The organism is Micromonospora sp. HUAS YX12 (assembly GCF_040215685.1).
Lineage (GTDB): Bacteria > Actinomycetota > Actinomycetes > Mycobacteriales > Micromonosporaceae > Micromonospora > Micromonospora tulbaghiae.
In genome coordinates this window covers 369,415-390,406 of the sequence record NZ_CP157974.1, presented here as the reverse complement: position 1 = coordinate 390,406, position 20,992 = coordinate 369,415, and the positions used below count along the sequence as shown (strand labels likewise).

The window sequence follows — 20,992 nt, the reverse complement described above, 5'->3', positions numbered from 1 at the left end:
GGACGGCGACGCGCGGACGCGGTGACGGCCATCATGAGGTTGTTGCCAGATATTGGCAACAGTGCCTTCCTGGAAATACGCTGAGCCCGTGGACACCCTGGCGATGCACATCTCCAACGGGATCATCAACGGTCCGGTCGCCGCGATCTTCGCGGCCCTCGCCCTCGCCGCGCTCGCCTTCTGCGTGCTGCGGGGCCGCGCCGACCTCGACGACCGGCTGGCCCCGATGGCCGGCCTGGTGGCGGCGTTCATCTTCGCCGTGCAGATGCTCAACTTCCCGATCTTCACCGCCGGGGTCAGCGGTCACCTCCTCGGCGGCGCGCTGGCCGCGCTGCTCGTCGGCCCCTGGGTCGGCGCGCTCTGCGTCGCCGTGGTGCTGATCGTGCAGGCGCTGGTCTTCGGTGACGGCGGGGTGGCGATGCTCGGCCTCAACATCACCAACATGGCGCTCCTCGGCACCGCCGCCGCGTACCTGCTGATCGCGCTCCTGCTGCGCGTGCTGCCGCGTACGCCGGCCGGGCTGGCGGTCACCGCGTTCGTCTCCGCGCTGGTCAGTGTGGTGGTCGCGTCCCAGGGCTTCGTCCTCCAGTACTGGCTGGGCGGCACCACCGACCTCGGCGGCAACCTCACCGGGCTGGCCGGCACCATGGCCGTCGCCCACCTGCTCATCGGCATCGGCGAGGGCCTGATCACCGCCACCACGGTGGTCACCGTCGCGAAGGTCCGGCCCGACCTGGTGTACGCGCTGCGCGCCCTCAAGCCGGCCACTCCGGCTCCCGCCGTCCCGGTCGCCGGAGGTGCCCGATGAACAAGCGTCACTGGCCGTTCCTGCTCGGTGGCCTGCTGGTGGCCCTGCTGCTGGCCGGCGTCGTCAGCAACTACGCGTCCTCGCACCCGGACGGGCTCGACTCGTCGCTGCTCAAGGGCTGCACCGTCAACGCCGACGACGAGATCACCGGCGGTAGCTGCCCGGCCCAGCAGGCCAAGGACCACGAGCTGGCGGACAGCCCGCTCGCCGACTACGGCGTACGCGGAATCGGCAACGACTTCGTCTCCACCGGCCTGTCCGGCGTACTCGGTGTGCTGCTCACCTTCGCGCTCGGCGGCGGCCTGTTCTGGCTGGCCCGCCGTCGCGGCCCGGCGACGCCCACCGCATCCGCCACTCCCACCGCATCCGCCACGCCCACCACCAGCGCCGACTCGGCGGACGAGGCCGCGACCCCGTCCACCGGCACCCGCTGAGCATGGGCGCCGGGCACGCGCACGTGCTCTACCGCGAGTCCGGCTCGCCGGTGCACCGCCTCCCGCCGGAGGTGAAGATCGCCGCGATGGTGCTGTTCACCATCGCGGTGGTGGCCACGCCCCGGGAGGCGTACTGGGCCTTCGGCGGGTACGCGCTCCTGGTCGCCGTGGTGGCCGCGCTGGCCCGGGTCGGCCCGCGCTGGCTGCTCAGCCGGGCCCTGATCGAGCTGCCGTTCGTGTTGTTCGCGTTCGCGCTGCCGTTCCTCGGCGCGGGGGAGCGCGTCGAGGTTGCCGGGCTCGCCCTGTCCGTCGACGGGCTGCACGGCGCGTTCAACATCCTGGCCAAGGGCACGCTCGGCGTACTCGCGTCGCTTCTGCTGGCGGCGACCACGACGACGCGTGACCTGCTGCTCGGCCTGGACCGGCTGCGGTGCCCGCAGATCCTCACCCAGATCGCCACGTTCATGCTGCGCTACCTGGAGGTGCTCGTCGGCGAGGCCCGGCGGATGCGGGTGGCGCGGGTGTCGCGGGGCGACGACCCGCGTTTCCTGTGGCAACTGCGCGGCTTCGCGGCCGGGGTCGGCGCGCTGTTCCTGCGCGCCTTCGAGCGCGGCGAGCGGGTCTACCTGGCGATGCTCTCCCGCGGCTACACCGGCCGGATGCCGGCGGTGTGGCAGGGGGCCGGCGCGGCCACCGCCGGCCAGTGGGCGGCCGCCGCGACGGTGCCGGCGATCGCGGCCACCATCGCCGCCGTCGCGCTCGTCCTGCAATGATCGGGTACGTGCAGCAGCCGCCCTCCCTCGACATCAGTGGCGTCCGGTACGCGTACCCGGACGGTCACGTCGCCCTGCACGGCGTGGACCTGACCGTGCCGCGCGGCGAGCGGGTGGCGCTGCTCGGGCCCAACGGGGCCGGCAAGACCACGCTCGTGCTGCACCTCAACGGCATCCTGACCCCGGCCGAGGGCACGGTGAGCGTCGGCGGCCTGACGGTCAGCCGCGACCGGGGGACGCTGGCCGAGGTACGCCGCCGCGTCGGCATCGTCTTCCAGGATCCGGACGACCAGCTGTTCCTGCCCACCGTCGCCGAGGACGTCGCGTTCGGCCCGGCCAACCTGGGCCTGCGCGGGGCCGAGCTGGCCGCCCGGGTCGACGAGGCACTGGCGGCGGTCGGGATGAGCGAGCACCGGGACCGGGCGCCGCACCACCTGTCGTTCGGGCAGCGGCGCCGGGTGGCGGTGGCGACGGTGCTGGCCATGCGCCCGGAGATCCTGGTGCTGGACGAGCCGTCGTCGAACCTCGACCCGGCCGCCCGGCGGGAGCTGGCGGAGATCCTGCGCGCCCTGCCGGTGACGCTGCTCATGGTCACCCACGACCTGCCGTACGCGGCCGAGCTGTGCCCCCGCTCGGTCATCCTGGACGGCGGCCGCATCGTCGCCGACGCCCCCACCGCAGACCTCCTGTCCGACGAGGCGCTGCTGACCGCCCACCGCCTGGAGCTCCCCTACGGCTTCGCCCCCCACCCAACCTGACCCGGCCCTCGCCCCTCCCGCCCTCTCCGCCGCGATCTTGCACTTTCGGTCCGGTCATTTCGGGGCGAAAGCCGCAAGCTCGGGGCGGTAACTGCAAGATCACGCCGCCCAGGGGTGAGTGCGGCGGGAGTGGAACGTGATGGGTGTGTCGGGGGCGGTTTGACACCCGTGGTGTTCCACTCGGGCGTGCCCGGCGCTCGCAGCGCTCGGTGATCTTGCCGTTGCGGCCCCGGAGATGTCGTGAACGCCTTGGATGCCGGGGCGGAATATGCGAGATCGCGGGGTTTAGGTTCAGGTGGGCAGTAGTTCCTCGTTCGGGCCGGTTGTTGTGGCGAGCGCCCTCCCGTTATGCGAGACTGGCGTCTCGTGTGGTGGGAGCAGTGGAGATCTTGGTAGGAAAGGCCCCCTATGGGGGCCGTTTGGTACCAAGATCTCGCCGGGGGCCGGGGGCCGGGGGCCGGGGGCCGGGGGCCGGGGGCCGGGGGCCGGGGGCCGGGGGACGCTTGACAACCTCCACTCACAGATCGCCGGGGCGGGGCGGGGTCAGGGCGTGGGGGTCGGGTGGGGGGTGGGGCGGGCTGCTCTTGCGGCGGTGCGCAGGCGCAGCAGGCCTGCCGCCACCGCGCCGGCGCCCGTCGCCAGGCCGACCACCACGAGCACCCGGACCAGCACGGCCGGGCCGGCGGCCGGGGGGATCGAGCGGGACAGCGCGGCGAGGTTCGTCACCCCGGCGAACAGCGTGAGACAGGCACCGGCGAGCGCCAGCACGAAGTCGGCGGCCGGGCGGCGGGCCAGCGCGTACCCGCCGGCGGCGAGCGCGCCGAGCCCGGTGAGCAACGTCCACACCTGACCGGTGACCAGCTCGGCGAGCGTTCCGCCGACGCCCGGGGCGCCGGTGTCCAGCGCGCGGGCGACCGTCAGCGCCACTGTCGCCGCGCCGCCCAGGGCGAGCAGCGCACCCACCGCGCGCAGCGCCCGTACCCCGGCGGCGGTGCCGCCCGGCGCCAGCCCCGCCGCGCCGATCAGCAGGAAGCCCAGCGTGGCGGCCACCCACCAGGGGTACGGGTCGGGCGGCGGCACCCAGTCCAGCTTGCCCCGTACGCCTCCGGTGGTGTCACCGGCGCGCAGCGGCACCGTCCAGTCGCGTACCCGGTGTTCCCGGTCCGGGGCGGCGGCGACGGCGGCCGGCGGAGCGTCCTCCCGCCACAGCGTGCGCTGGTCGTGCCAGCGGGCGGTGGGTCCGTCGTCGATCCGCCGCCAGTCGGGCGCGGCGGCCGGGTTCGCCTCGGCGGGCAGCCGGGTCTCCCCGGCCAGCGTCCGGTTCAGGTACGTGGCGGGGGAGTGGGTGTTCTCGTACACGCCGCCCGGGCCGATGCGCAGGTACGGCTCACCGGAGTAGCCGAGCACCGTGACCTCGGCGCCGGTGTCGTTCGTCAGCTCCAGCCGCGCGCCGGCCTCCACCATCCGCGCGGTGAGCCCGGGGCGGTCCGGGTCGACGCCGCTGATCGTGGCGCGGTAGTCGGTCCCGTCGGGCGCGTCCGCGCCGTGTGCGGCGGCCGGCGCGGCGAACGTGAGCAGTGCGGTGGCCGCGACGGCGAGCACCAGCGCGGCCCGGCGCAGGGGTGCGATCACTTGCCGGCCGCCTCCACCGCCGACTTGATCCCCTCGGGGCTGCGGTCCTGGAGCTCACTGCCGTCGACCTTGATGGTCGGGGTGCCGGTCACGCCGGACTTGCTCGCCTCGTCGGTGACGTGCTCGGTCCACGACCGGTACGTGCCGTCGGACACGCAGGAGGCGAACTCGTCGCGGTTCAGCCCGACGCCCGCGCCGATGTCGACGAGTTCGTCGTTGCTGAGCCCGGCGCCGCCCTCCGGCGGCTGCCTGTCGAAGAGCTGATCGGTGAACTCGCGGAACTTGCCGCCCTGCGCGGCGCAGCCGGAGGCGGCCGAGGAGCGGGTGGAGTACTCCGTGGTGGAGAAGCGGTTCAGGAACGCGACCGGGTGGAACACCAGCTTCGCCTTGCCCTCGCTGACGAGCTGGTTGAGCGTCTCGCCGTTGACCTGCTGGAACTGCTTGCAGGCCGGGCAGAGGTAGTCCTCGTACAGGTCGATGGTAACCGGTCCGGTGCCGAGCACGATGCCGGTGCCGGCGTCGTTGGCCCCGGGCGGGGCGGTGAACTCGTCGGACTTCTGGCTGGAGTAGACGGCCCAGCCGATGCCACCGGCGATGACGAGCACCAGCACCGCGGCGATCGAGGTCCAGAGCGTCCGCTTGCGCCGCTTCTCCCGGGCGATCTGCTCGCGTACCACCCGGGCCGCGTCCTTGCGCCCCTTGCGACTACTCATCGGTGTCCTCCACGGTGTCGTCGCCCGCCAGCCACCCGTCCACGGAGAACGGGGTGCGGGGCCAGATCAGCAGGAACCCGGCGAGTACCAGGAACCCGAGGTCCCGGAGGATCTCCGGGAGGTAGCTGGGCGTCTGGCCGGCGGCGAGCTGCCCGCCGCTGCCGAAACACCCGCAGTCGATGGCCAGGCCCCGGGCCCAGGCCGAGGCGATGCCGGCGATGAAGACCACGAGCAGCGCCGCCGACACACCGGCGCTGATCCGGGTGGCGAGCCCGGCGAGCAGCAGTACGCCCAGGGCCAGCTCGACGAACGGCAGCGCCGCGCCGATCACGGTGGCCAGGTCGTACGGCAGCACCTGGTACGCGTTCACGGCCCGCCCGGAGGCGGCCAGGTCGCCGACCTTGGTGCCGCCGGCGATCAGCCACACGGCTGCGAGTCCGAAGCGGGCCGCGACGCCGAGCCAGGGCCGCAGGACCGGCCAGCGGCCGGCCCGGGAGGGGGAGGGGGTCACAGTCATTCGTCGTCCGAGCGCCACGAAAGGTTCCCGCTATCCGGCCAGCGTGTCGCCGACGGCGTCGACCAGTTCGTCGCGGGCGCGGGCCACCCGGGAGCGGATCGTGCCCACCGGCACCCCCTCCACGTCGGCGGCCTCGGCGTACGACAGGCCGAGCAGCTGGGTGAGCACGAACGCGGAGCGCCGCTCGGCGGGCAGCCGGCGCACCAGGTCGGTGGCGCCGAGCTGGCCGGACGGGTCCGGGTACGGGCGGTCGGTGGCGGCCTGGGCGGCGAGCCGCGCGTCGAGCCGGCGGCGGCGTACCACTGTGCGCAGGTGGTCGGCGCACGCCCGCCGGGCGATCCCGAGCAGCCAGGTACGGACGCTGGAACGCCCCTCGAAGCCGGACAGCGCCCGGAACGCCCGCAGGTACGTCTCCTGGGTCAGGTCGTCCGCGCTGTCCCGGTCGACGAGCGCGGCGGCGAAGCGCCACACCTCGGCCTGGGTGGCCCGGACGAAGGCGGCCTGCGCGTCGCGGTTCCCGTCGCGGGCGGCCAGCGCCCAGCCGGTGGCCGCGTCCCGGGCAGCGTCGGGCGCCGCCTCGGGGCGGTCGGCGGCGGTGTCGCGCGGGCCGGGGATCACGTCACCCGAGGTTACGCGGCGTACCTGGAGGGGACAGGGTCCTTCGACCCATTCCGTGGTCCCGCACACGCCGGGAACTTTTTCCGCCCGCCGTCCGACTACCCTCCCATGACCTCCGAGCAGGCCCGGCGTGGCGCGCGCCGCCGCGCCGGGTGGGCGCTCGGTCACGCCCGCCGGAGACCGGCTCGCCGGACCCGCCCCGGGTCGGGAACCATGGCGGTCATGACTGCTGCCGTACGCCGCCCGTCCCGGGTCGTCGCCGCCCGCTCCGGGGCCGTCGCCGGGCTGCTGCTCCTGCTGGTCGCCCTGCTGCTCGCCCCGGCCTCCCCGGCCGCCGCCCACGCGGTGCTGGTGAGCAGCAGCCCGGCCGCCTCCGCCGTGGTGCCCGAGGCGCCCGCGCAGGTGGTGATCACGTTCAGTGAGGGCGTCCGCAAGGTGCCCGGGAAGGTACGGGTGATCGCCCCCGACGGCTCGCGGGCCGACCGGGGTGAGCCGACGTTCCAGGGCGCCGAGGTCACCATCCCGGTGGACCCGTCCGGCGGGCGCGGCACCTACCTGGTGAGCTACCGGGTGATCTCGGCCGACAGCCACCCGGTCTCCGGCGCCTTCACCTACTCCGTCGGCGCGCCGTCGGAGCCGCCCACCGACAGTGGCTCGGACAACCGGGCGAACCCGGTCACCGAGAACGCGGTGAAGGTGGCGAAGTACGCCGGCTACGTCGGTCTGCTGCTGCTCGTCGGCCCGGCGCTGGTGCTCGCCGCGCTCTGGCCGCGCCGGCTGTCCCGCCGGGGCCCGGCGCGGCTGGCCTGGACCGGGCTCGGCGTGCTGGCGGCGGCGACGCTCGCCGAGGTGTGGCTCCAGGTGCCGTACGTCAACGGCGGCGGCCTGTTCGACGTGACCGGTTCCGGCCTGAGCGACGTGCTGGGCAGCGCCTACGGCACCACCCACCTGGTCCGGCTGGGCCTGCTCGCCGCGGCGGCGTTCCTGCTCCGGCCGCTGTTCGCCGGTCCGATCGGCCGTACCGACGGGATCATCCTGGCCGTCCTCGGCGGCGCGGCGCTGTTCACCTGGCCGCTGGCCGGGCACGCGGCGGCCTCGCCCGCGCCCGCGGTGTCGGTGGTGGTGGACGCGGTGCACCTGGGCGGCATGGCGGTCTGGCTGGGCGGCCTGGTGATGCTCGCGGTGTTCCTGCTGCGCCGGGCCGACGAGCGCGAGCTGGACGCGATCCTGCCGATCTGGTCCCGCTGGGCCGCGCTCGCGGTGGCCGCGCTGCTGCTGGCCGGCACCGTGCAGGGCCTGATCGAGGTGGCCGGCCTGCGGGCGCTGTTCGACACCACGTACGGCCGGCTCCTGCTCGCCAAGATCGTGCTGTTCGCGCTGGTGATCGGCGTGGCCGCGTACTCCCGGGCGCTGGTGCGGCGGCGGGTCGCCGCCGGGCGGCCGGGCGCGATGCGGCGGGCCGTGGTGGCCGAGCTGGTGATCACGGCGGTGGTGCTGGGCGTGTCGGCGACGCTCGTGCAGACCACCCCCGCGCGCACCGCCGCCGCGGACGTCGCGGGCGCCGAGCAGGGCTACTTCTCCACCACGCTGAGCAGCCCGATCTACTCGCTGGAGGTCCAGCTGGACCCGGCCGAGACCGGCAACAACTCGATGCACCTGTACGCCTACACCAAGGACAGCCGCCCCCAGCCGGTGCAGGAGTGGAAGGTGACCGCCGCGTTGCCGTCGGCCGGCATCGAGCCGATCACCGTCCCGCTGCTCCCGCTCAGCGACAACCACGCCACCGGCGAGGTCAACCTGCCGGCCCGAGGCGACTGGCAGTTGCGCATCACCGTCCGCACGACCGACATCGACCAGGCCACGGTGACCGCCACCGTGCCGATCAAGTAACGGAAGGTCCATCTGATGATCCGTCTCCGGCGCCCCGCGACAGTCGCCGCGCTGACCCTCACCGCCGTCGCCACGGCCGTGCTCGGCCTGGCCGGGCCGGCCTCGGCGCACGTCACGATCAACCCGGCCGAGGGTACGCAGGGCGGCTACGGCCGGTTCGCGTTCCGGGTGCCGAACGAGAGCGACACGGCGTCGACCGTCAAGGTCGAGGTGAACCTGCCGGAGAACGCCCCGGTCGGTTCGGTCTCCACCATGCCGGTGGCGGGCTGGACGGTCGCCGTGGAGAAGCGCAAGGTCGACCCGCCGATCGAGGTGCACGGCAGCCAGCTCACCGAGGCGGTCTCCAAGCTGACCTTCACCGCCGCGCCGAACGGCGGCGTGAAGCCGGGCGAGTTCCAGGAGTTCCCGGTGTCGATGGGCCCGCTGCCGCAGGCCGACACGATGGTGTTCAAGGTGCTCCAGACGTACTCCGACGGCAACGTCTCCCGGTGGATCGAGGAGCCCACTCCGGGCGCGGAGGAGCCGGAGAACCCGGCGCCGGTGCTCAAGCTGGCCGCCGCGGCACCCGCCTCGCCGGGCGCGAGCGCGCCGGCCGCCGCCGCGGACGACGACGATGACGACGACGGCTCCGGTGCCGCCACCGCCCTCGGCGTGGCCGGCCTGGTCGCCGGACTGGGCGGCCTGGCCCTCGGCGGCCTGGCGTTCGCGCGTACCCGGCGGGAGCCCGCCGCGAAGTCCTGAACGCGAGCGATTCACCGGCCCGGCGGAACGATCCGCCGGGCCGGTCGCCGTCCCGGCCGGGTGCCGCCGATATCCGGCGGCCGGACGACGCGCGTCGGTAAGGTCGGCCGGGTAGTTGGCTACCGAGAGGGACGACGCGAATGCGTTTCGTACGCACGATCGCCGGCATGGTGCTGCTGGCGTTGGGGATCCCGGCGCTGCTCGCGGGTGGAGGTCTCTGGCTCGCCGCCCGGCACGCCGGCCCGGACGGCGGCTTCGACGCCCGGTTCGAGCCGGTCCGCACGCCCGCCCGCGCGGTACTGGTGAGCGACGTGGACGCGTTGCTGCGCGCCGACCTGCCGGTGGCGCGCACCGGGCAGGCCCGGCTGCACCTGACCGCGCGGGACGACGACGGCCCGGTCTTCCTCGGCCTCGCCCCGGCCGACCAGGTGCGGCGGTGGCTGGCCGACGTCCCGCACAGCACCGTGCGCCGCGTCGCGGTCACCCGCGGCCCGCTGCCGGTCGATCTCGACGCGGCCACCGCCGGCGCCGGCACCGCCGCGCCGATGACGCAGCCCTTCTGGGTACGCGAGGGCGTCGGCTCCCTGGAGTGGAGCCCGGCGGAGCTGTCCGGCCGGTCGTTGAGCCTGGTCGTGATGCGCGTGGACGGCGCGGACGGGCTCGACCTGCGGATGCGTGCCGAGTTGCGGGCCGGGTGGTTCCCCGGGCTGGCGTGGGCGCTGCTGGCCGGCGGGACGCTGCTGGCGGTCGTCGCCGTGGTGGTGCTGCTGCGCCCGCTGCGGCCGCGTGAGGTGGTCTTCGTGGTCGAGCCGGACCAGGTGCCGGTGCTGGCCGGGCGTCTCGGCGTCACGTCGCTGAGCGGGCTGGGCCGCCAGCCGGGCCCGGCGTCGCGACCCGAACGGCACCTGGTGGCAGTGGGCTCCGGCTCCGGCGGGCGGACCCGCGCGGCGATCGCCCCGCCGCCCAGCCGGTGCCCCGACGACCAGGACTGAGGACGAGAACCCGAACGGCCCTCCGCGCTGCCGACGCGGAGGGCCGTCCTTCACCGGGGGATCGGTGCTACCTGGGGAGAAAACTGAGGTAGTTGGTACCAGATTAGCGCTGATCGCCGTTTGATGCGAGGTGTGTCCGTTCAGTCCGAGTCATCTGTTCCCCGTCCGCATACCGGCGGATCGGCAGCACCGCGAGCAGGAGCAGGCTCAGCAGCACGTACACGTTGCGGACGACGAAGTCGACCGGGTCGTCCGTGTGCACGATGGCGGTGCCCCAGTCCTGGAACGTCACCAACCCGTACACGATCGGCAGGCCGACGACGGCGGCCAGCGCGAAGAGGCCGCCGCGGCGGCGGGCCCCGGCGGGCGTCGCCGGATCGGCGTCCAAGGCCGCGTCGACGAGCACCACCACCGCGGGGATGAACCAGTACAGGTGGTGGATCCAGGTGATCGGGCTGACCAGCCCGCCCACCAGCCCGGTCAGTGTGAGACCCACCAGCGCGTCTCCCGCCCGGGCCGCCCGCGCCGCCCGCCACAGGCCGAACGCGGCCACCGCCAGCGCGAGCAGCAGCCACAGCAGCCGGTCCGGTTCGGCCGGCGCGGTCAGGCGGCTGAGCAGCCCGAACAGCGACTGGTTGCCGGTGTAGTCGGGGCGGCCCACCCGGTCGGTCACCCACAGCTCGTGAGTCCAGAACCGCCACGAGTCGCCCGGCGCGACCGCCGCCGCCAGCAGCGTGGCCACCGCCGCGGTCGCCGCCGCCACCACCGCCGCCCGCCACTTCCGGGCGGCCAGCAGGTAGAGCACGAAGATGCCGGGAAAGAGCTTGAGCGCCGTGGCCAGGCCCACGCCGACGCCGGCCCAGCGCCGCCCCTGCGGTACGGCGAACAGCAGGTCGGCCAGGATCAGCACCACCAGCAGCATGTTGATCTGCCCGAGCGTGAGCGTCTCCCGCGTGCTCTCCACCGCCAGCACCAGCAGCACGGCGACGGTCAGGCCGAACCCGCGCGGCAGGTCGTGGCGCCGCAGCACCGGCAGCACCAGCCAGCGGGTGGTCACCACCACGGCGGCCACTGTCAGCACCGCGAAGGCGGCGATGGCCACGCCGAGCTGCAGATACCCGAACGGCGCCAGGAGCAGCGCCGCGAACGGCGGATAGGTGAAGTAGAGCGCGCCCTGCACCCGGTCCGGCTGGACGTAGTCGTAGAGCGGGTGCCCGGCCGCCCACCAGTCCATCGCCGACATGTAGATCTTCTGGTCGTAGTAGTCGTGGCGCAGGTTGGGCAGGTAGAGCGCCGGCAGGACCGCGACCAGCGCCAGCACCGCGACCACCCGCCGGGCCGTACGCCCGCCCGCGTCGTCACGGGGGACGGCGGGTGGGGCGACGGGTTCGGCTGGCACGCAGGAAACCCTAGCGGTCCACCTCGGCCACAGTGCCGAGGCGCGTGCGGGTCGGCGGCGCGTAGTCTGTTCCGGTGGCTGATCTTCTCGTCTGGATCGACTGTGAGATGACCGGGCTCGACCTGCGGCGGGACGCCCTGATCGAGGTCGCCGCGCTCGTCACCGATCCCGACCTCAACGTGCTCGGTGACGGCGTCGACGTGGTGATCCACGCCGACGACGAGGCGCTCGACGGCATGCCGGAGATCGTGCGCACCATGCACGCCAAGTCCGGCCTCACCGAGGAGGTACGCCGCTCCACGGTGACGCTGGCCGAGGCCGAGGACATGGTGCTCGACTACGTCACCAGCTACGTGAAGGAGCCGCGTACGGCCCCGCTGTGCGGCAACTCGATCGCCACCGACCGGGGTTTCCTGGCCCGCGACATGACCCGGCTCGACGCGCACCTGCACTACCGGATGATCGACGTCTCCTCGATCAAGGAACTGTGCCGGCGCTGGTACCCGCGCGTGTACTTCGGGCAGCCGCAGAAGGGCCTGGCCCACCGGGCGCTGGCCGACATCCGGGAGAGCATCCGCGAGCTGGAGTACTACCGGCGGACCGTGTTCGTGCCGCTGCCGGGGCCGGACGTCGAGGCCGCGAAGGCGATCGCCGCCCAGCTCTGACGTCCCGGCCGAACCCGGTGGACGGGGCCGGCCGGAGTGTGGCTATGATTAGTCCGCGCACCGCCCCGGGCGACCGGAGCGGCGAGCATGGTGGCTGTAGCTCAGTTGGCAGAGCACCGGGTTGTGGTCCCGGTTGTCGTGGGTTCAATTCCCATCAGTCACCCCGATAGTGGATCTGTTCCACGCCTGACCACGCCCCCTCCGTCGAGGGGGCGTGAGTCGTTCAGGGGCATGGCAGGGGAATCGCCTCGCCACAGAATGCGCGCTTCCCTCAGCCGAATCCGGCGGAAATCGACGCCAGGTACTTCCTGTCCGGAGAAGCGCGCCTAGACTGGGGTGGTACATCGAGCCGATCAGTCCGCGGATGTGGTCGGAAGTGGGGCCGAGGATTCCCGGGGCAGACCGGGACCTCGGCCCGGCGTCTGTTCGGGCGTCAGCGCAGGCCGATTTCGTACGTGCGCAGCGTCGGCTTCAACGGCGCGAGCAACTGCTCTCCGTATGGAGAACCATGTGCGCTGCTTACAGCGCCGGCGACGATGTCCGGAAGCCAGAGCAGTGGATCGCCCTGCGGGCCGTGAGGCCGTACGAAGTCGACCTTGATCCGCCCCGAGATGATCCGCCGACGCTTGAACTGAGCGATGGCGGCGATGTCCTTCGCGTTGAGGGACGCCGTGCGCGTTTCGATGCTCGCATGTTCGACCCCTGCCTGGTCGAGTTGCCACAGCATCTGCTCCAGGCACAGCCGCCGGGCGCGCTCCTGCCGGGAGTTGTCCATGCCGCTTCCCATGACCACCACATGTACCGCTGCGGTCATGGATGCCACGGCCTGGATCATCTTGCGTCGCTCGTCGTCGGTCGCGTCCCGATAGTGGACCCGGGCCCGGGGCGTTGGAGCCAGCCTGGCGGCGTCGAACCGGACCGTCTCGACCGCGGCGGCCTGGATCACCGCCGCTGCGAGCACGTAAATCCCGTTGTGGTCGGGCCGCTGCCGCATCGACTCGTCAAGCCAGGCAGCGCTGCTCATCCCCACCACCTCAACGACCTGCCGACGGGAGATCTGGCGCGCCCGGCCATGAGGTCGAACACCCGTACGGGACCTTCTCACGTCGCCGGATTTGATGCAACACGGGGGTATTAGGCCGAATGTGCATCTTCCCCTTGCCGGGGTAGGGGTTCACCTCAAGGGAGGAGAACCGCCTCGAGGAGTGGAACGAGCACCGTCCGGAGAAGACATGGGCTGAGTGATTTCAAAAATGAAGCCCTCTCCTTTCGGAGAGGGCGTCATCGTCGGCGTGTCCGGTCAGGGGGTCGGCTCGACGCTCGGCGTACCGGCGTCCGGCGTGGTGTCGGCGGCCGGCGGCTCGTACGGCAGGGCGCTGCCCTTGACGTACTCGTCCCAGCTCATGTTCCAGTCGGTCCAGCCGTTGCCGTTCTGGAGCTTGCGCTCGGTGCCCTTGACGGTGATCGGGTCACCGATGCGGGTGTTGGCGAACAGCCAGTTGCCTTCCTTCATCGAGACGTTGACGCACCCGTGCGAGACGTTCGTGCGGCCCTGTACGCCCTCGGACCAGGGCGCGGCGTGGATGAACTCGCCGCCCCAGGTGAGCCGCTGGGCGTAGTCGATCTCGGTGCGGTAGCCCTCCTCCGGGCCCAGCTCCTCCATGGTGTCGAAGACCGTGTGCCGGAGCTTCTCGATCACCACCATGGTGCCGCTGGAGGACGGGGTGCTCTTCTTGCCCAGGCTCACCGGGATGGTCTTGACCACCTTGCCGTCGCGGGTGACGGTCATCCGCTTGGTGCGGTTGTCGACGGTCATCACGAACGCCGGGCCGATCTTGATGTCGACGCTGAGGTCGGCGCGGCCGTACCAGCCGCCGCCCAGCGGCAGCCCGCCCGCCTGCACCCGGTAGCTGACGGTGCTGTTGGCCTTCCAGAACGTCTTGGGCCGGTAGCGCACCTCGGTCGGGCTCACCCAGTGCCAGATGCCCTCCTGGGCCGGCTTCGAGGTGACAGTCATCCGGCGCTGGATGTCGTCGCGGTAGTCCTCCGGGATGGCCCGGCCGAACTTCACGATCAGCGGCATGGCCACGCCCACGACCTGGTTGTCGCCGAGGAAGCTGGTGACCCGGATCTGCTTGGCCGGCTTCGCCATCGTGGTGAACGTGCTGGTGGCGGTGGCGGGCTTGCCGTCGTCGCCGGTCGCGGTCACGGTCGCCGTGTACGTCTGCCCGTACTCCAGGGCCGAGGACGGCAGCCAGCTCCCGCCGTCCGCCGCGAGCGTGCCGTCGACGACCTTGCCGGCGGCGTCCTTCAGCTCGACTGTGGTGTCCTGCGCCTCCTTCGTGGTGAAGGTGATGGCGGTGGACGCGGGCACGTCCTTGGCGTCGGCGGCGGGCTCGCTGATGGTGGCCGTCGCCTTCGGTGCCTTCTCGCCGCCGTCGCCGCCGCCCTGCCAGCTCGACGGCTTGTCGCCGCCGCCGCTGGTGCAGGAGGTCAGGGCCATCGCGGCGGCGAGCAGCCCGGCCGCCAGCGCACGGCGGCGGCCGACGCGTCGGGCGCTCGCGCCCCGGATCGGTTCGTCCTGGCCAGCTCGCATGACTCCCTCACAAGGTGATGCCGTTCCCCGTCGTCTCAGGTCAGACGCGCCGGAGCGGGTACGCGTTGCCGGACGTGAAACGGAACACCCCGCGCGGGTGTAACGATTCCACTGTCGTCCGGCGCTTCGTCGGAGGTGGCGTGTCCGACCACGTTACGCCGGTCAGAACGGCGCCGGCTGCCCGCCCTGCGGAACCGGCAGCGCGCTGCCGGCGGCGAATTGCGACCAGCTCATGCTCCACGCGGTCCAGCCGTTGCCCGGGGCCAGGCGGCGTTCGGTGCCCTTGACCGTGATCGGGTCGCCCACCATCGTCTTGCCGAACAGCCACCGGCCGTTGGCCATCGACACGTTGACGCAGCCGTGCGAGACGTTGCGGCGCCCCTGCACACCCTCGGACCAGGGCGCGGCGTGGATGTACTCGCCGCCCCAGGTGATCCGCTGAGCGAAGTCGATCTCGGTGACGTAGCGGTTGGCCGGGTCCGGCTCGCTGCGGGTGTCGAAGACTGTGGACTCCTTCTTCTCCATCACCACCATCGTGCCGCTGGAGGAGGGGGTGCTCTTTTTGCCCAGGCTGACCGGCAGCGTACGGATGACCGTGCCGTTCTCGGAGACCGTCATCTGCTTGGTCGCGTTGTCGACGGTCATCTCGAACGCGCGGCCGATCTTGGCGGTGGCGCTGCGGTCGATGTTGCCGTAGCGGCCGTTGCTCAGCGGGATCCCGGCGAGCGCCAGCCGGACCGTGATCGTGGTGCCGGTCTTCCAGTACTCCGGCGCGCGGTAGTACGCCTGGGTGCCGTTGTCGACCCAGTGCCAGGCGCCGGGCTGCGGCGGGTCGGTCTGCACGAACATCCGCTTCTGCACCGCGGCCCGGTCCTTCTTCGGGATGCCCGGGGAGAACTCGGCGACCACGGGCATGGCCACCCCGTACGTCTTGCCGCTGAACATGTAGAGGCCGGAGCCGATCATCGACTTGGGCTTGGCCATCGTGGTGAACGTGCTGGTGCCCTGGTAGGTCTGGCCGTCCTTGCCGGCGCCGGTGACCGTGGCGGTGTACTTGGTGCCGTACTTCAGCGCGGCCGACGGCACCCAGCTGGAGCCGTCGCGCCGCATCCGTCCGGCGACGTCGGCCCCGTCGGCGGTGGCGAGCACCACCTTCGACACTGTGCCGCCGCCGGGGATGCGGGCGCTGATCTCGGTGCTGACCGGCCGGCCGTTCGCGCCGTCGGCCGGGCTCACCGTCAGCGGCGGCGCGGCGGCGCTGTCGCTGGGTGCGACGCTCGGGTCGGGCGCGGAGGACGAGACGCCGCCGACCTGCTGCTGGCCGGGCACGAACTCCGGCTTCTTCCCCTCGTCGCCGCCGCCGCACCCGGTCAGTGCCAGCGACGCCGTCAGGACCAGGGCGCCCACCGTCGCCCCGGCCCGCGCGAACCTGCCCATGCCCACCCCTGTCCTCGCGTGCCTGGCGGACATCGTGCCGTATCGACGCCGTCGGACCCGTCCCCGCGCCGGATCAGGTGACCGTTTTGACTGCTTTCGCCGGTTAAGCTCGTCCGAAGGGTGGACCCCGGTATCGGATTGGAACCCGCCTCGGCGGGCGTGCTAATCTTCTTCCCGTTGTCAGCGAGCGCCGCTAGCTCAACTGGCAGAGCAGCGGACTCTTAATCCGCGGGTTCGGGGTTCGAGTCCCTGGCGGCGCACCAACGAGCAAGGCCCTGACCAGGCGATCACGCCGGTCGGGGCCTTTTCGTGTCCGGGGCGATGGCTTGGTGCCCGTGGGTGGTCGGGAGCCGATTCGCACGCAATAAACCCGGGGCGGCATCGATGACCATCCCGCGACAATGGCCGACGTGGAAGAAGTCGAGGTCGTCGTCGCCCATGACGAGCGGGCGACCCTGCGTGTCGGTGATGTGTTCCTGAAGATCGACGCTGATCAGACGCGCACCGACGTCGAGGTCGAGGCGATGGCGCTGGCGCCGATCCCGACTCCGCGGGTCCTGTGGCGCAAGCCACCCGTGCTGGCGCTCGCCGCCCTGCCCGGGAGGGCACTGGGCCGCCTCGGCGAGCCGTCGCCCGCGTCGTCGTCGGCGTGGGCCGCGGCGGGTGCGGCCGCGCGGACGCTGCACGACGCGCCCCTGCCGCCATGGCCCGGCCGGCGCCTCGACGAGATGGCATCGCGCCTCGACGGCGAATGCGAGTGGCTCGTCACGAATGGTGTCCTTCCCACGGAGGTGGTCACCCGCAACCGCCAGGTTGCTGAGGCTGCGCTGCGGCCGTGGAAACCGGTGTTCATGCACGGCGACCTGCAGATCACCCACGTGTTCGTCGACGATGACGAGATCACCGGTGTGCTCGACTGGTCCGAGGCGGCCCAGGGCGACGCCCAGTACGACCTCGCCGTCCTGACGCTCGGACACGAGGAGCACCTTGACGATGTGGTCGCCGGCTACGGCACCGATGTCGACCTCGACGTGATCCGCGGGTGGTGGTCGTGGCGAAGCCTGGTGGCGGCCCGCTGGCTGATCGAGCACGGCTTCGACCCGTCCCTGCCCGGCTGTGAGTTCGACGTGTTGAGATCCCGGATGTGAGGCTGAGGCACCGTGCCCGCTGAGACCACTGGCAGCCCGGACACGATCCTCGTCTGCATCCGGGGCAACTCCGGCTCGGGCAAGAGCAGCATCGCCCGCGAGCTGCGACGCCGGCACGGCCGGGGCTGCGCCCTCGTCGAACAGGACTACCTGCGCCGCATCGTCCTGCGCGAACGGGACAAGCCCGGCGGCGCGGCGCCCGCCCTGATCGAGCAGACCGCCCGGTTCGCCCTCGATCACGGCTACCACGTGGTCCTGGAAGGCATCCTGTACAGCGTTCACTACCGCGACGTGCTGACGTCGCTGCGGGACGGCCACCGGGGGCGGTCGCTGTTCTGCTATCTCGACGTGTCGCTGGCCGAGACGCTGCGCCGGCACCTCACCCGTCCGCAGGCCGGTGAGTTCACCGCCGAGCAGATGAGCGGCTGGTACGCCGCGCACGACGTCCTGGGCTGGCCCGGCGAACTCGTCCTCCCGGAGACCACCGGCCTGGAACAGTCGGTCGAGGCGATCGCGGCTGCCGCCGGGCTGCCGCAGACCGGGCGCGACGACGACAGGCGTTAGGCGGCGTCCCGGTCAGCCGCCCCGGAAGCTGCGGCGGTACGCCTGCGGACTGGTGCCGGTGATCCGCTTGAACCGATCCCGGAAGGCGGTGGCGGAGCCGAAGCCGACCTGGCTCGCCACCCGGTCGACGGGATGGGTGGTGGTCTCCAGCAGGTGCTGCGCCTGGTGTACGCGTACGCGGTGCAGCCATCGCAGCGGGGTGGTGCCGGTCTGGTCCCGGAACCGGCGGTTCAGCGTGCGGGTGCTCAGCCCGGCGTGCCGGGCGATGTCGGCGAGGGTCAGCTCGCGCCCGGCGTTGTCGCGCATCCAGGCCAGCAGCGGCTCCAGCGTCGCCCCCTCGGGGGTGGGCGGCTCATGCGTGATGAACTGCGCCTGTCCGCCCGCGCGTTCCAGCGGCATGACCGACAGTCGCGCCGTGTCGGCGGCGACGGCGGCGCCGTGGTCGCGCCGGACCAGGTGCAGGCACAGGTCGAGCCCGGCGGCGGCCCCGGCGGAGGTCAGGAACTGGCCGTTGTCCACGTACAGGACGTCGGGGTCGACCCGGATCCGCGGATGCCGGGCGGCGAGCCGGTCGGTGGCGACCCAGTGCGTCGTGGCGTGCCGCCCGTCGAGCAGGCCGGTGGCGGCGAGGGTGAACGCGCCGCCGCAGATCGAGGCGATCCGCGCGCCGTTGGCCGCGGCGGCGCGCAGCGCGTCGAGGACGGCCGCGGGCGCCGCGGCGGCCGGGTCGCAGACACCGGGTACGACGACGGTGTCCGCCTCGGTGAGGACGTCCAGGCCGTACGGCACCGCGATGCTGAACGCGCCGGTGGTGACCGTCGGCGTCGCGGCGCAGACGACGACGCGGTACCCGGGGCGGCCGTCGGGCAGGCGGGTGCGGCCGAAGACCTCCATCGGCGTGGCCAGGTCGAACGGCACGACGCTGTCCAGGGCGAGCACGGCCACTGTGTGCATGGCGGGATTCAACCAGTCGGGGCCGGGCGGCGCGTGCCGGTCGCCGGCCGCCTGAGCCGGTGGTACATGTCCTTGACCGACAGGCCGCCGGTGAGGCACCAGAGCGCGATGACCGGATCGCAGAGGGCGCAGCCGAACGACGAGTCGTGCAGCGACGGGATGATCGGTGTGCCGCGACGGTGGTGCAGGACGTCCCAGGCCGTGTGCAGCAGCCACCCCAGACCGATGAAGGTGTACGAGGTGAGCCCGGCGTAGCCCACCACCACGAGCAGGGCGCAGAAGGCCAGTTCCCACAGCCCGAACCCGCCGCCGCTGATGTAGGCGGCACCGGCTCCGGTGACGACGAGCGCGTTCAGCCGTCGCCGGTGCGGCTCGGGCACGAGGGAGTTGAGCCCGACGTAGACCAGCCCGACCACGACCGGCATGACATAGCGAAGCACGACCCCAGCCCCGTTCCCGTTCGCGGAAAAGCGTGTCGGGACGGAGCCTAGGAAGGCCGGCCGCCGGCGACGAGAGGCGAAAATGCCAGGGTCCGCCGGATTCTCGCCACGCCGGTGCCGACGGTCAGCGGGCCGCGCCCAGCACCAGCGTGGTCCGCAGGTCGAGCACGACGGTGCCGCCGAAGTCGTCGACCAGCCGACCGAGGGCGGTGATCCCGCGTCGCTGCTGCTCCGGCGTGCGGGACAGGTACGGCCCGAACGTGCGCATCAGCGCCAGGTAACGCTCCTTGTCCAGCGGCAGTTCCCGCCGGAACACCTCGCGGCGTACGTCGTCGAACTGCCCGCTGTCGAGGATGTCCCGGTGGAACCAGTCGACGGGCCGCTCCCGGACGGTGGGGTCGACGGATCGCAGTGCGGCCCGGACGGTGGCCTGCTGGCCGGCGTCGGCGTAGTCGTAGCGGTGCCCGAAGACGGCGAGGGTGCCGCCGGGCGCCAGGGCGCGGCGGGCATGTGCGTTGCGGGTGGCCGGGTCCAGCCAGTGCCACGCCATCGCGCAGGCGAGCAGGTCCATGCCGCCGGCGGGCGGCGACCACCGCTCGAACGTCGTCGCCTGGACACGGGCGTCCGGGAACCGCTCGGCCAGCCGGGCCGCCATCCGCGCGTCGGGCTCCACGCAGGTCAGTGGCGCGCCGAGGCGGGCCAGCACCTCGGTGCCCTTCCCGGTGCCCGCGCCGACCTCGACCACCGACGCCGGGGTGCCGCCGTGGTAGGCGAGGATCGCCTCGGCGATCTCGGGCGGATATCCGGGCCGGGCGCGCTCGTACAGGTCGGCCACCGTACCGAAGACATCCATCACCAGCAGGATACGGCTCCGACCGGTCCCCGACAGACCGCGCGGAAACCGGCCCGCCCGCCCCTGCAGTCCGCACCATGAGGTGGCACCTGCGGCTGGCGGCGGCGCTCGGCGTACTCGCGACCGCCCTGGCGACCGGGCGGTGAGCGCCGTCGCGGCGCCCGCCGACGGCGGCCTCGGCCTGGCCCTGCGGCCCGGCCAGGCCGACTACCGCGCCGGGACCAGGTGCGCCTCGACCTCACCGTCACGAACACCACCGGGTCGGCCTGCGCGCTCGCCACCCGCGCCGTCGGCACCGTGCAGGTGACCGGGGTACGCCGGGACGGGCTCGACCTCACGCCGACGCTCGCCCGCAGCTTCACGACGACGGGATCGGCGCCGCCGCGACCGCCACCGTGGCGTTGACCGGGGTACGGCTGCACGACGGCGAGGTGGTGCTCCGCTCGGTGGCCGCCACCCCGGACGGCGGTGGGCTGGACACGCTCTGGCCGGTCGGCGCACCCGGCCGGTACGAGGTGACTGCGGGCTACGTGACGCTGCCGGTGACCGGCGCGACGAACCCGTGCGCGGGCACGACGGCGCTGCGGACCGCCACGTTCACCGTGTCCGGCGACGGCGGGACCGGCCGGCGCTGGCTCTGGCTCGTCGGCGGGGGAGCGTTCGTGCTGCTCGTCGTCGCGCTGGCCGCGCGCACGACGGCAGCACCGTCACCACCGGCTGCGTGATCAACGGGGCCGGTGAACTCGGGCCGGCGGTGCTGCCGGCCTCCGGGGCGTACACCCTGGTGGTAGACCCGACCGGGGCCGCGACCGGGCAGGTCACGCTGGTGTTGCGGTGAGGCCGACCCTGCGTTTCCGGGGTGGCGGGCGGGCGTGCTAACGTCTCGTCCCGTTGTCAGCGAGCGCCGCTAGCTCAACTGGCAGAGCAGCGGACTCTTAATCCGCGGGTTCGGGGTTCGAGTCCCTGGCGGCGCACCAACAGCAAGGCCCTGAACTGGTGGTTCACGCCGGCTCGGGGCCTTTTCGCGTCCATCCGGTGGGCCGGGTGCTCGGGAGCGGTT

General features: G+C 72.8%; 23 protein-coding genes and 3 tRNA genes. 15 read left to right on the top strand and 11 right to left on the bottom strand.

The window, feature by feature from the left end; translation table 11 throughout:
- The first annotated feature begins 88 nt into the window (after positions 1-88).
- From ABIH81_RS01930 to ABIH81_RS01915, 4 genes are read left to right on the top strand one after another with little or no spacing between them, the layout of a single operon-like run.
- Positions 89-808, top strand: coding sequence for an energy-coupling factor ABC transporter permease (locus ABIH81_RS01930; protein WP_091419138.1), 720 nt, complete (start codon positions 89-91; stop codon positions 806-808).
- The gene (locus ABIH81_RS01925; RefSeq protein WP_349878736.1) at positions 805-1,242 is read left to right on the top strand and encodes a PDGLE domain-containing protein; all 438 of its coding nucleotides are present in this window, start codon (positions 805-807) and stop codon (positions 1,240-1,242) included. The genes ABIH81_RS01930 and ABIH81_RS01925 overlap by 4 nt, the downstream gene beginning before the upstream one ends.
- 2 nt (positions 1,243-1,244) lie before the next feature.
- Complete coding sequence (gene cbiQ, locus ABIH81_RS01920) at positions 1,245-2,015, top strand: cobalt ECF transporter T component CbiQ (protein WP_349878735.1); 771 nt, start codon at positions 1,245-1,247, stop codon at positions 2,013-2,015.
- On the top strand, positions 2,012-2,773 hold the full coding sequence (locus ABIH81_RS01915) for an ABC transporter ATP-binding protein (RefSeq protein ID WP_349878734.1): 762 nt from the start codon (positions 2,012-2,014) through the stop codon (positions 2,771-2,773). Before cbiQ ends, ABIH81_RS01915 begins: the two co-directional genes overlap by 4 nt.
- A gap of 543 nt (positions 2,774-3,316) precedes the next feature.
- On the opposite strand, the gene ABIH81_RS01910 is transcribed toward ABIH81_RS01915, so the two are convergent.
- The 4 genes from ABIH81_RS01910 to ABIH81_RS01895 are packed head-to-tail and all read right to left on the bottom strand — an operon-like array spanning position 3,317 to position 6,253.
- Positions 3,317-4,405 carry a hypothetical protein gene (locus ABIH81_RS01910; RefSeq protein WP_349878733.1) on the bottom strand — a complete coding sequence of 363 codons (1,089 nt, stop codon included), beginning with the start codon at positions 4,403-4,405 and terminating at the stop codon, positions 3,317-3,319.
- The gene (locus ABIH81_RS01905) at positions 4,402-5,118 is read right to left on the bottom strand and encodes a thioredoxin domain-containing protein (protein ID WP_349878732.1); all 717 of its coding nucleotides are present in this window, start codon (positions 5,116-5,118) and stop codon (positions 4,402-4,404) included. Before ABIH81_RS01905 ends, ABIH81_RS01910 begins: the two co-directional genes overlap by 4 nt.
- Positions 5,111-5,635: a MauE/DoxX family redox-associated membrane protein gene (locus ABIH81_RS01900; protein WP_349878731.1), complete on the bottom strand. Its 525-nt coding sequence runs from the start codon at positions 5,633-5,635 to the stop codon at positions 5,111-5,113. Before ABIH81_RS01900 ends, ABIH81_RS01905 begins: the two co-directional genes overlap by 8 nt.
- Before the next feature lie 30 nt (positions 5,636-5,665).
- Positions 5,666-6,253 carry a sigma-70 family RNA polymerase sigma factor gene (locus ABIH81_RS01895; protein ID WP_349878730.1) on the bottom strand — a complete coding sequence of 196 codons (588 nt, stop codon included), beginning with the start codon at positions 6,251-6,253 and terminating at the stop codon, positions 5,666-5,668.
- A 213-nt stretch (positions 6,254-6,466) separates the two neighbouring features.
- On the opposite strand from ABIH81_RS01895, the gene ABIH81_RS01890 reads away from it, so the two are divergent.
- From ABIH81_RS01890 to ABIH81_RS01880, 3 genes are all read left to right on the top strand, one after another.
- The gene (locus ABIH81_RS01890) at positions 6,467-8,143 is read left to right on the top strand and encodes a copper resistance protein CopC (protein ID WP_349878729.1); all 1,677 of its coding nucleotides are present in this window, start codon (positions 6,467-6,469) and stop codon (positions 8,141-8,143) included.
- Between the two features lie 15 nt (positions 8,144-8,158).
- Complete coding sequence (locus ABIH81_RS01885) at positions 8,159-8,884, top strand: YcnI family protein (protein WP_151500923.1); 726 nt, start codon at positions 8,159-8,161, stop codon at positions 8,882-8,884.
- Positions 8,885-9,024: 140 nt separating this feature from the next.
- Positions 9,025-9,876: a hypothetical protein gene (locus tag ABIH81_RS01880; RefSeq protein WP_349878728.1), complete on the top strand. Its 852-nt coding sequence runs from the start codon at positions 9,025-9,027 to the stop codon at positions 9,874-9,876.
- Between the two features lie 103 nt (positions 9,877-9,979).
- Here ABIH81_RS01880 and ABIH81_RS01875 read toward each other — a convergent pair whose 3' ends face one another.
- Entirely contained in the window at positions 9,980-11,275 is a 1,296-nt protein-coding gene (locus ABIH81_RS01875; RefSeq protein WP_349878727.1) for a glycosyltransferase family 87 protein, read from the bottom strand.
- A 107-nt stretch (positions 11,276-11,382) separates the two neighbouring features.
- On the opposite strand from ABIH81_RS01875, the gene orn reads away from it, so the two are divergent.
- Both orn and ABIH81_RS01865 read left to right on the top strand, forming a co-directional pair.
- Positions 11,383-11,940 carry an oligoribonuclease gene (gene orn / locus ABIH81_RS01870; protein WP_349881272.1) on the top strand — a complete coding sequence of 186 codons (558 nt, stop codon included), beginning with the start codon at positions 11,383-11,385 and terminating at the stop codon, positions 11,938-11,940.
- A gap of 90 nt (positions 11,941-12,030) precedes the next feature.
- Positions 12,031-12,103 (top strand) — tRNA-His (locus ABIH81_RS01865).
- Between the two features lie 270 nt (positions 12,104-12,373).
- Here ABIH81_RS01865 and ABIH81_RS01860 read toward each other — a convergent pair.
- From ABIH81_RS01860 to ABIH81_RS01850, 3 genes are all read right to left on the bottom strand, one after another.
- A complete protein-coding gene (locus ABIH81_RS01860; protein WP_349878726.1) occupies positions 12,374-12,964 on the bottom strand; it encodes a hypothetical protein in 591 nt (196 codons plus the stop codon).
- A gap of 276 nt (positions 12,965-13,240) precedes the next feature.
- Positions 13,241-14,536 (bottom strand): Ig-like domain-containing protein, encoded by a 1,296-nt coding sequence (locus ABIH81_RS01855; RefSeq protein ID WP_349878725.1) that lies wholly within the window; start codon positions 14,534-14,536, stop codon positions 13,241-13,243.
- A gap of 162 nt (positions 14,537-14,698) precedes the next feature.
- Positions 14,699-15,973 carry an Ig-like domain-containing protein gene (locus ABIH81_RS01850; protein WP_349878724.1) on the bottom strand — a complete coding sequence of 425 codons (1,275 nt, stop codon included), beginning with the start codon at positions 15,971-15,973 and terminating at the stop codon, positions 14,699-14,701.
- A 187-nt stretch (positions 15,974-16,160) separates the two neighbouring features.
- On the opposite strand from ABIH81_RS01850, the gene ABIH81_RS01845 reads away from it, so the two are divergent.
- The 3 genes from ABIH81_RS01845 (at position 16,161) to ABIH81_RS01835 (ending at position 17,685) form a co-directional block, all read left to right on the top strand.
- Positions 16,161-16,236: transfer RNA gene (locus ABIH81_RS01845), tRNA-Lys, on the top strand.
- Positions 16,237-16,374: 138 nt separating this feature from the next.
- Positions 16,375-17,121, top strand: a complete 747-nt coding sequence (locus tag ABIH81_RS01840) for a phosphotransferase (RefSeq protein ID WP_349878723.1) — start codon at positions 16,375-16,377, stop codon at positions 17,119-17,121.
- A 12-nt stretch (positions 17,122-17,133) separates the two neighbouring features.
- The gene (locus ABIH81_RS01835; RefSeq protein WP_349878722.1) at positions 17,134-17,685 is read left to right on the top strand and encodes a kinase; all 552 of its coding nucleotides are present in this window, start codon (positions 17,134-17,136) and stop codon (positions 17,683-17,685) included.
- A gap of 12 nt (positions 17,686-17,697) precedes the next feature.
- Here ABIH81_RS01835 and ABIH81_RS01830 read toward each other — a convergent pair whose 3' ends face one another.
- The 3 genes from ABIH81_RS01830 to ABIH81_RS01820 all read right to left on the bottom strand — a co-directional run bounded on the left by ABIH81_RS01830 (position 17,698) and on the right by ABIH81_RS01820 (position 19,932).
- Positions 17,698-18,639 (bottom strand): helix-turn-helix domain-containing protein, encoded by a 942-nt coding sequence (locus ABIH81_RS01830; RefSeq protein ID WP_349878721.1) that lies wholly within the window; start codon positions 18,637-18,639, stop codon positions 17,698-17,700.
- An 8-nt stretch (positions 18,640-18,647) separates the two neighbouring features.
- The gene (locus tag ABIH81_RS01825; RefSeq protein WP_349878720.1) at positions 18,648-19,079 is read right to left on the bottom strand and encodes a DUF6010 family protein; all 432 of its coding nucleotides are present in this window, start codon (positions 19,077-19,079) and stop codon (positions 18,648-18,650) included.
- 124 nt (positions 19,080-19,203) lie between these two features.
- A complete protein-coding gene (locus ABIH81_RS01820; protein WP_349878719.1) occupies positions 19,204-19,932 on the bottom strand; it encodes a methyltransferase domain-containing protein in 729 nt (242 codons plus the stop codon).
- A gap of 225 nt (positions 19,933-20,157) precedes the next feature.
- On the opposite strand from ABIH81_RS01820, the gene ABIH81_RS01815 reads away from it, so the two are divergent.
- From ABIH81_RS01815 to ABIH81_RS01805, 3 genes are all read left to right on the top strand, one after another.
- On the top strand, positions 20,158-20,337 hold the full coding sequence (locus tag ABIH81_RS01815) for a hypothetical protein (protein ID WP_349878718.1): 180 nt from the start codon (positions 20,158-20,160) through the stop codon (positions 20,335-20,337).
- The gene (locus ABIH81_RS01810; RefSeq protein WP_349878717.1) at positions 20,334-20,657 is read left to right on the top strand and encodes a hypothetical protein; all 324 of its coding nucleotides are present in this window, start codon (positions 20,334-20,336) and stop codon (positions 20,655-20,657) included. The genes ABIH81_RS01815 and ABIH81_RS01810 overlap by 4 nt, the downstream gene beginning before the upstream one ends.
- 176 nt (positions 20,658-20,833) lie before the next feature.
- Positions 20,834-20,909, top strand: a tRNA-Lys gene (locus ABIH81_RS01805).
- Positions 20,910-20,992 lie beyond the last annotated feature (83 nt).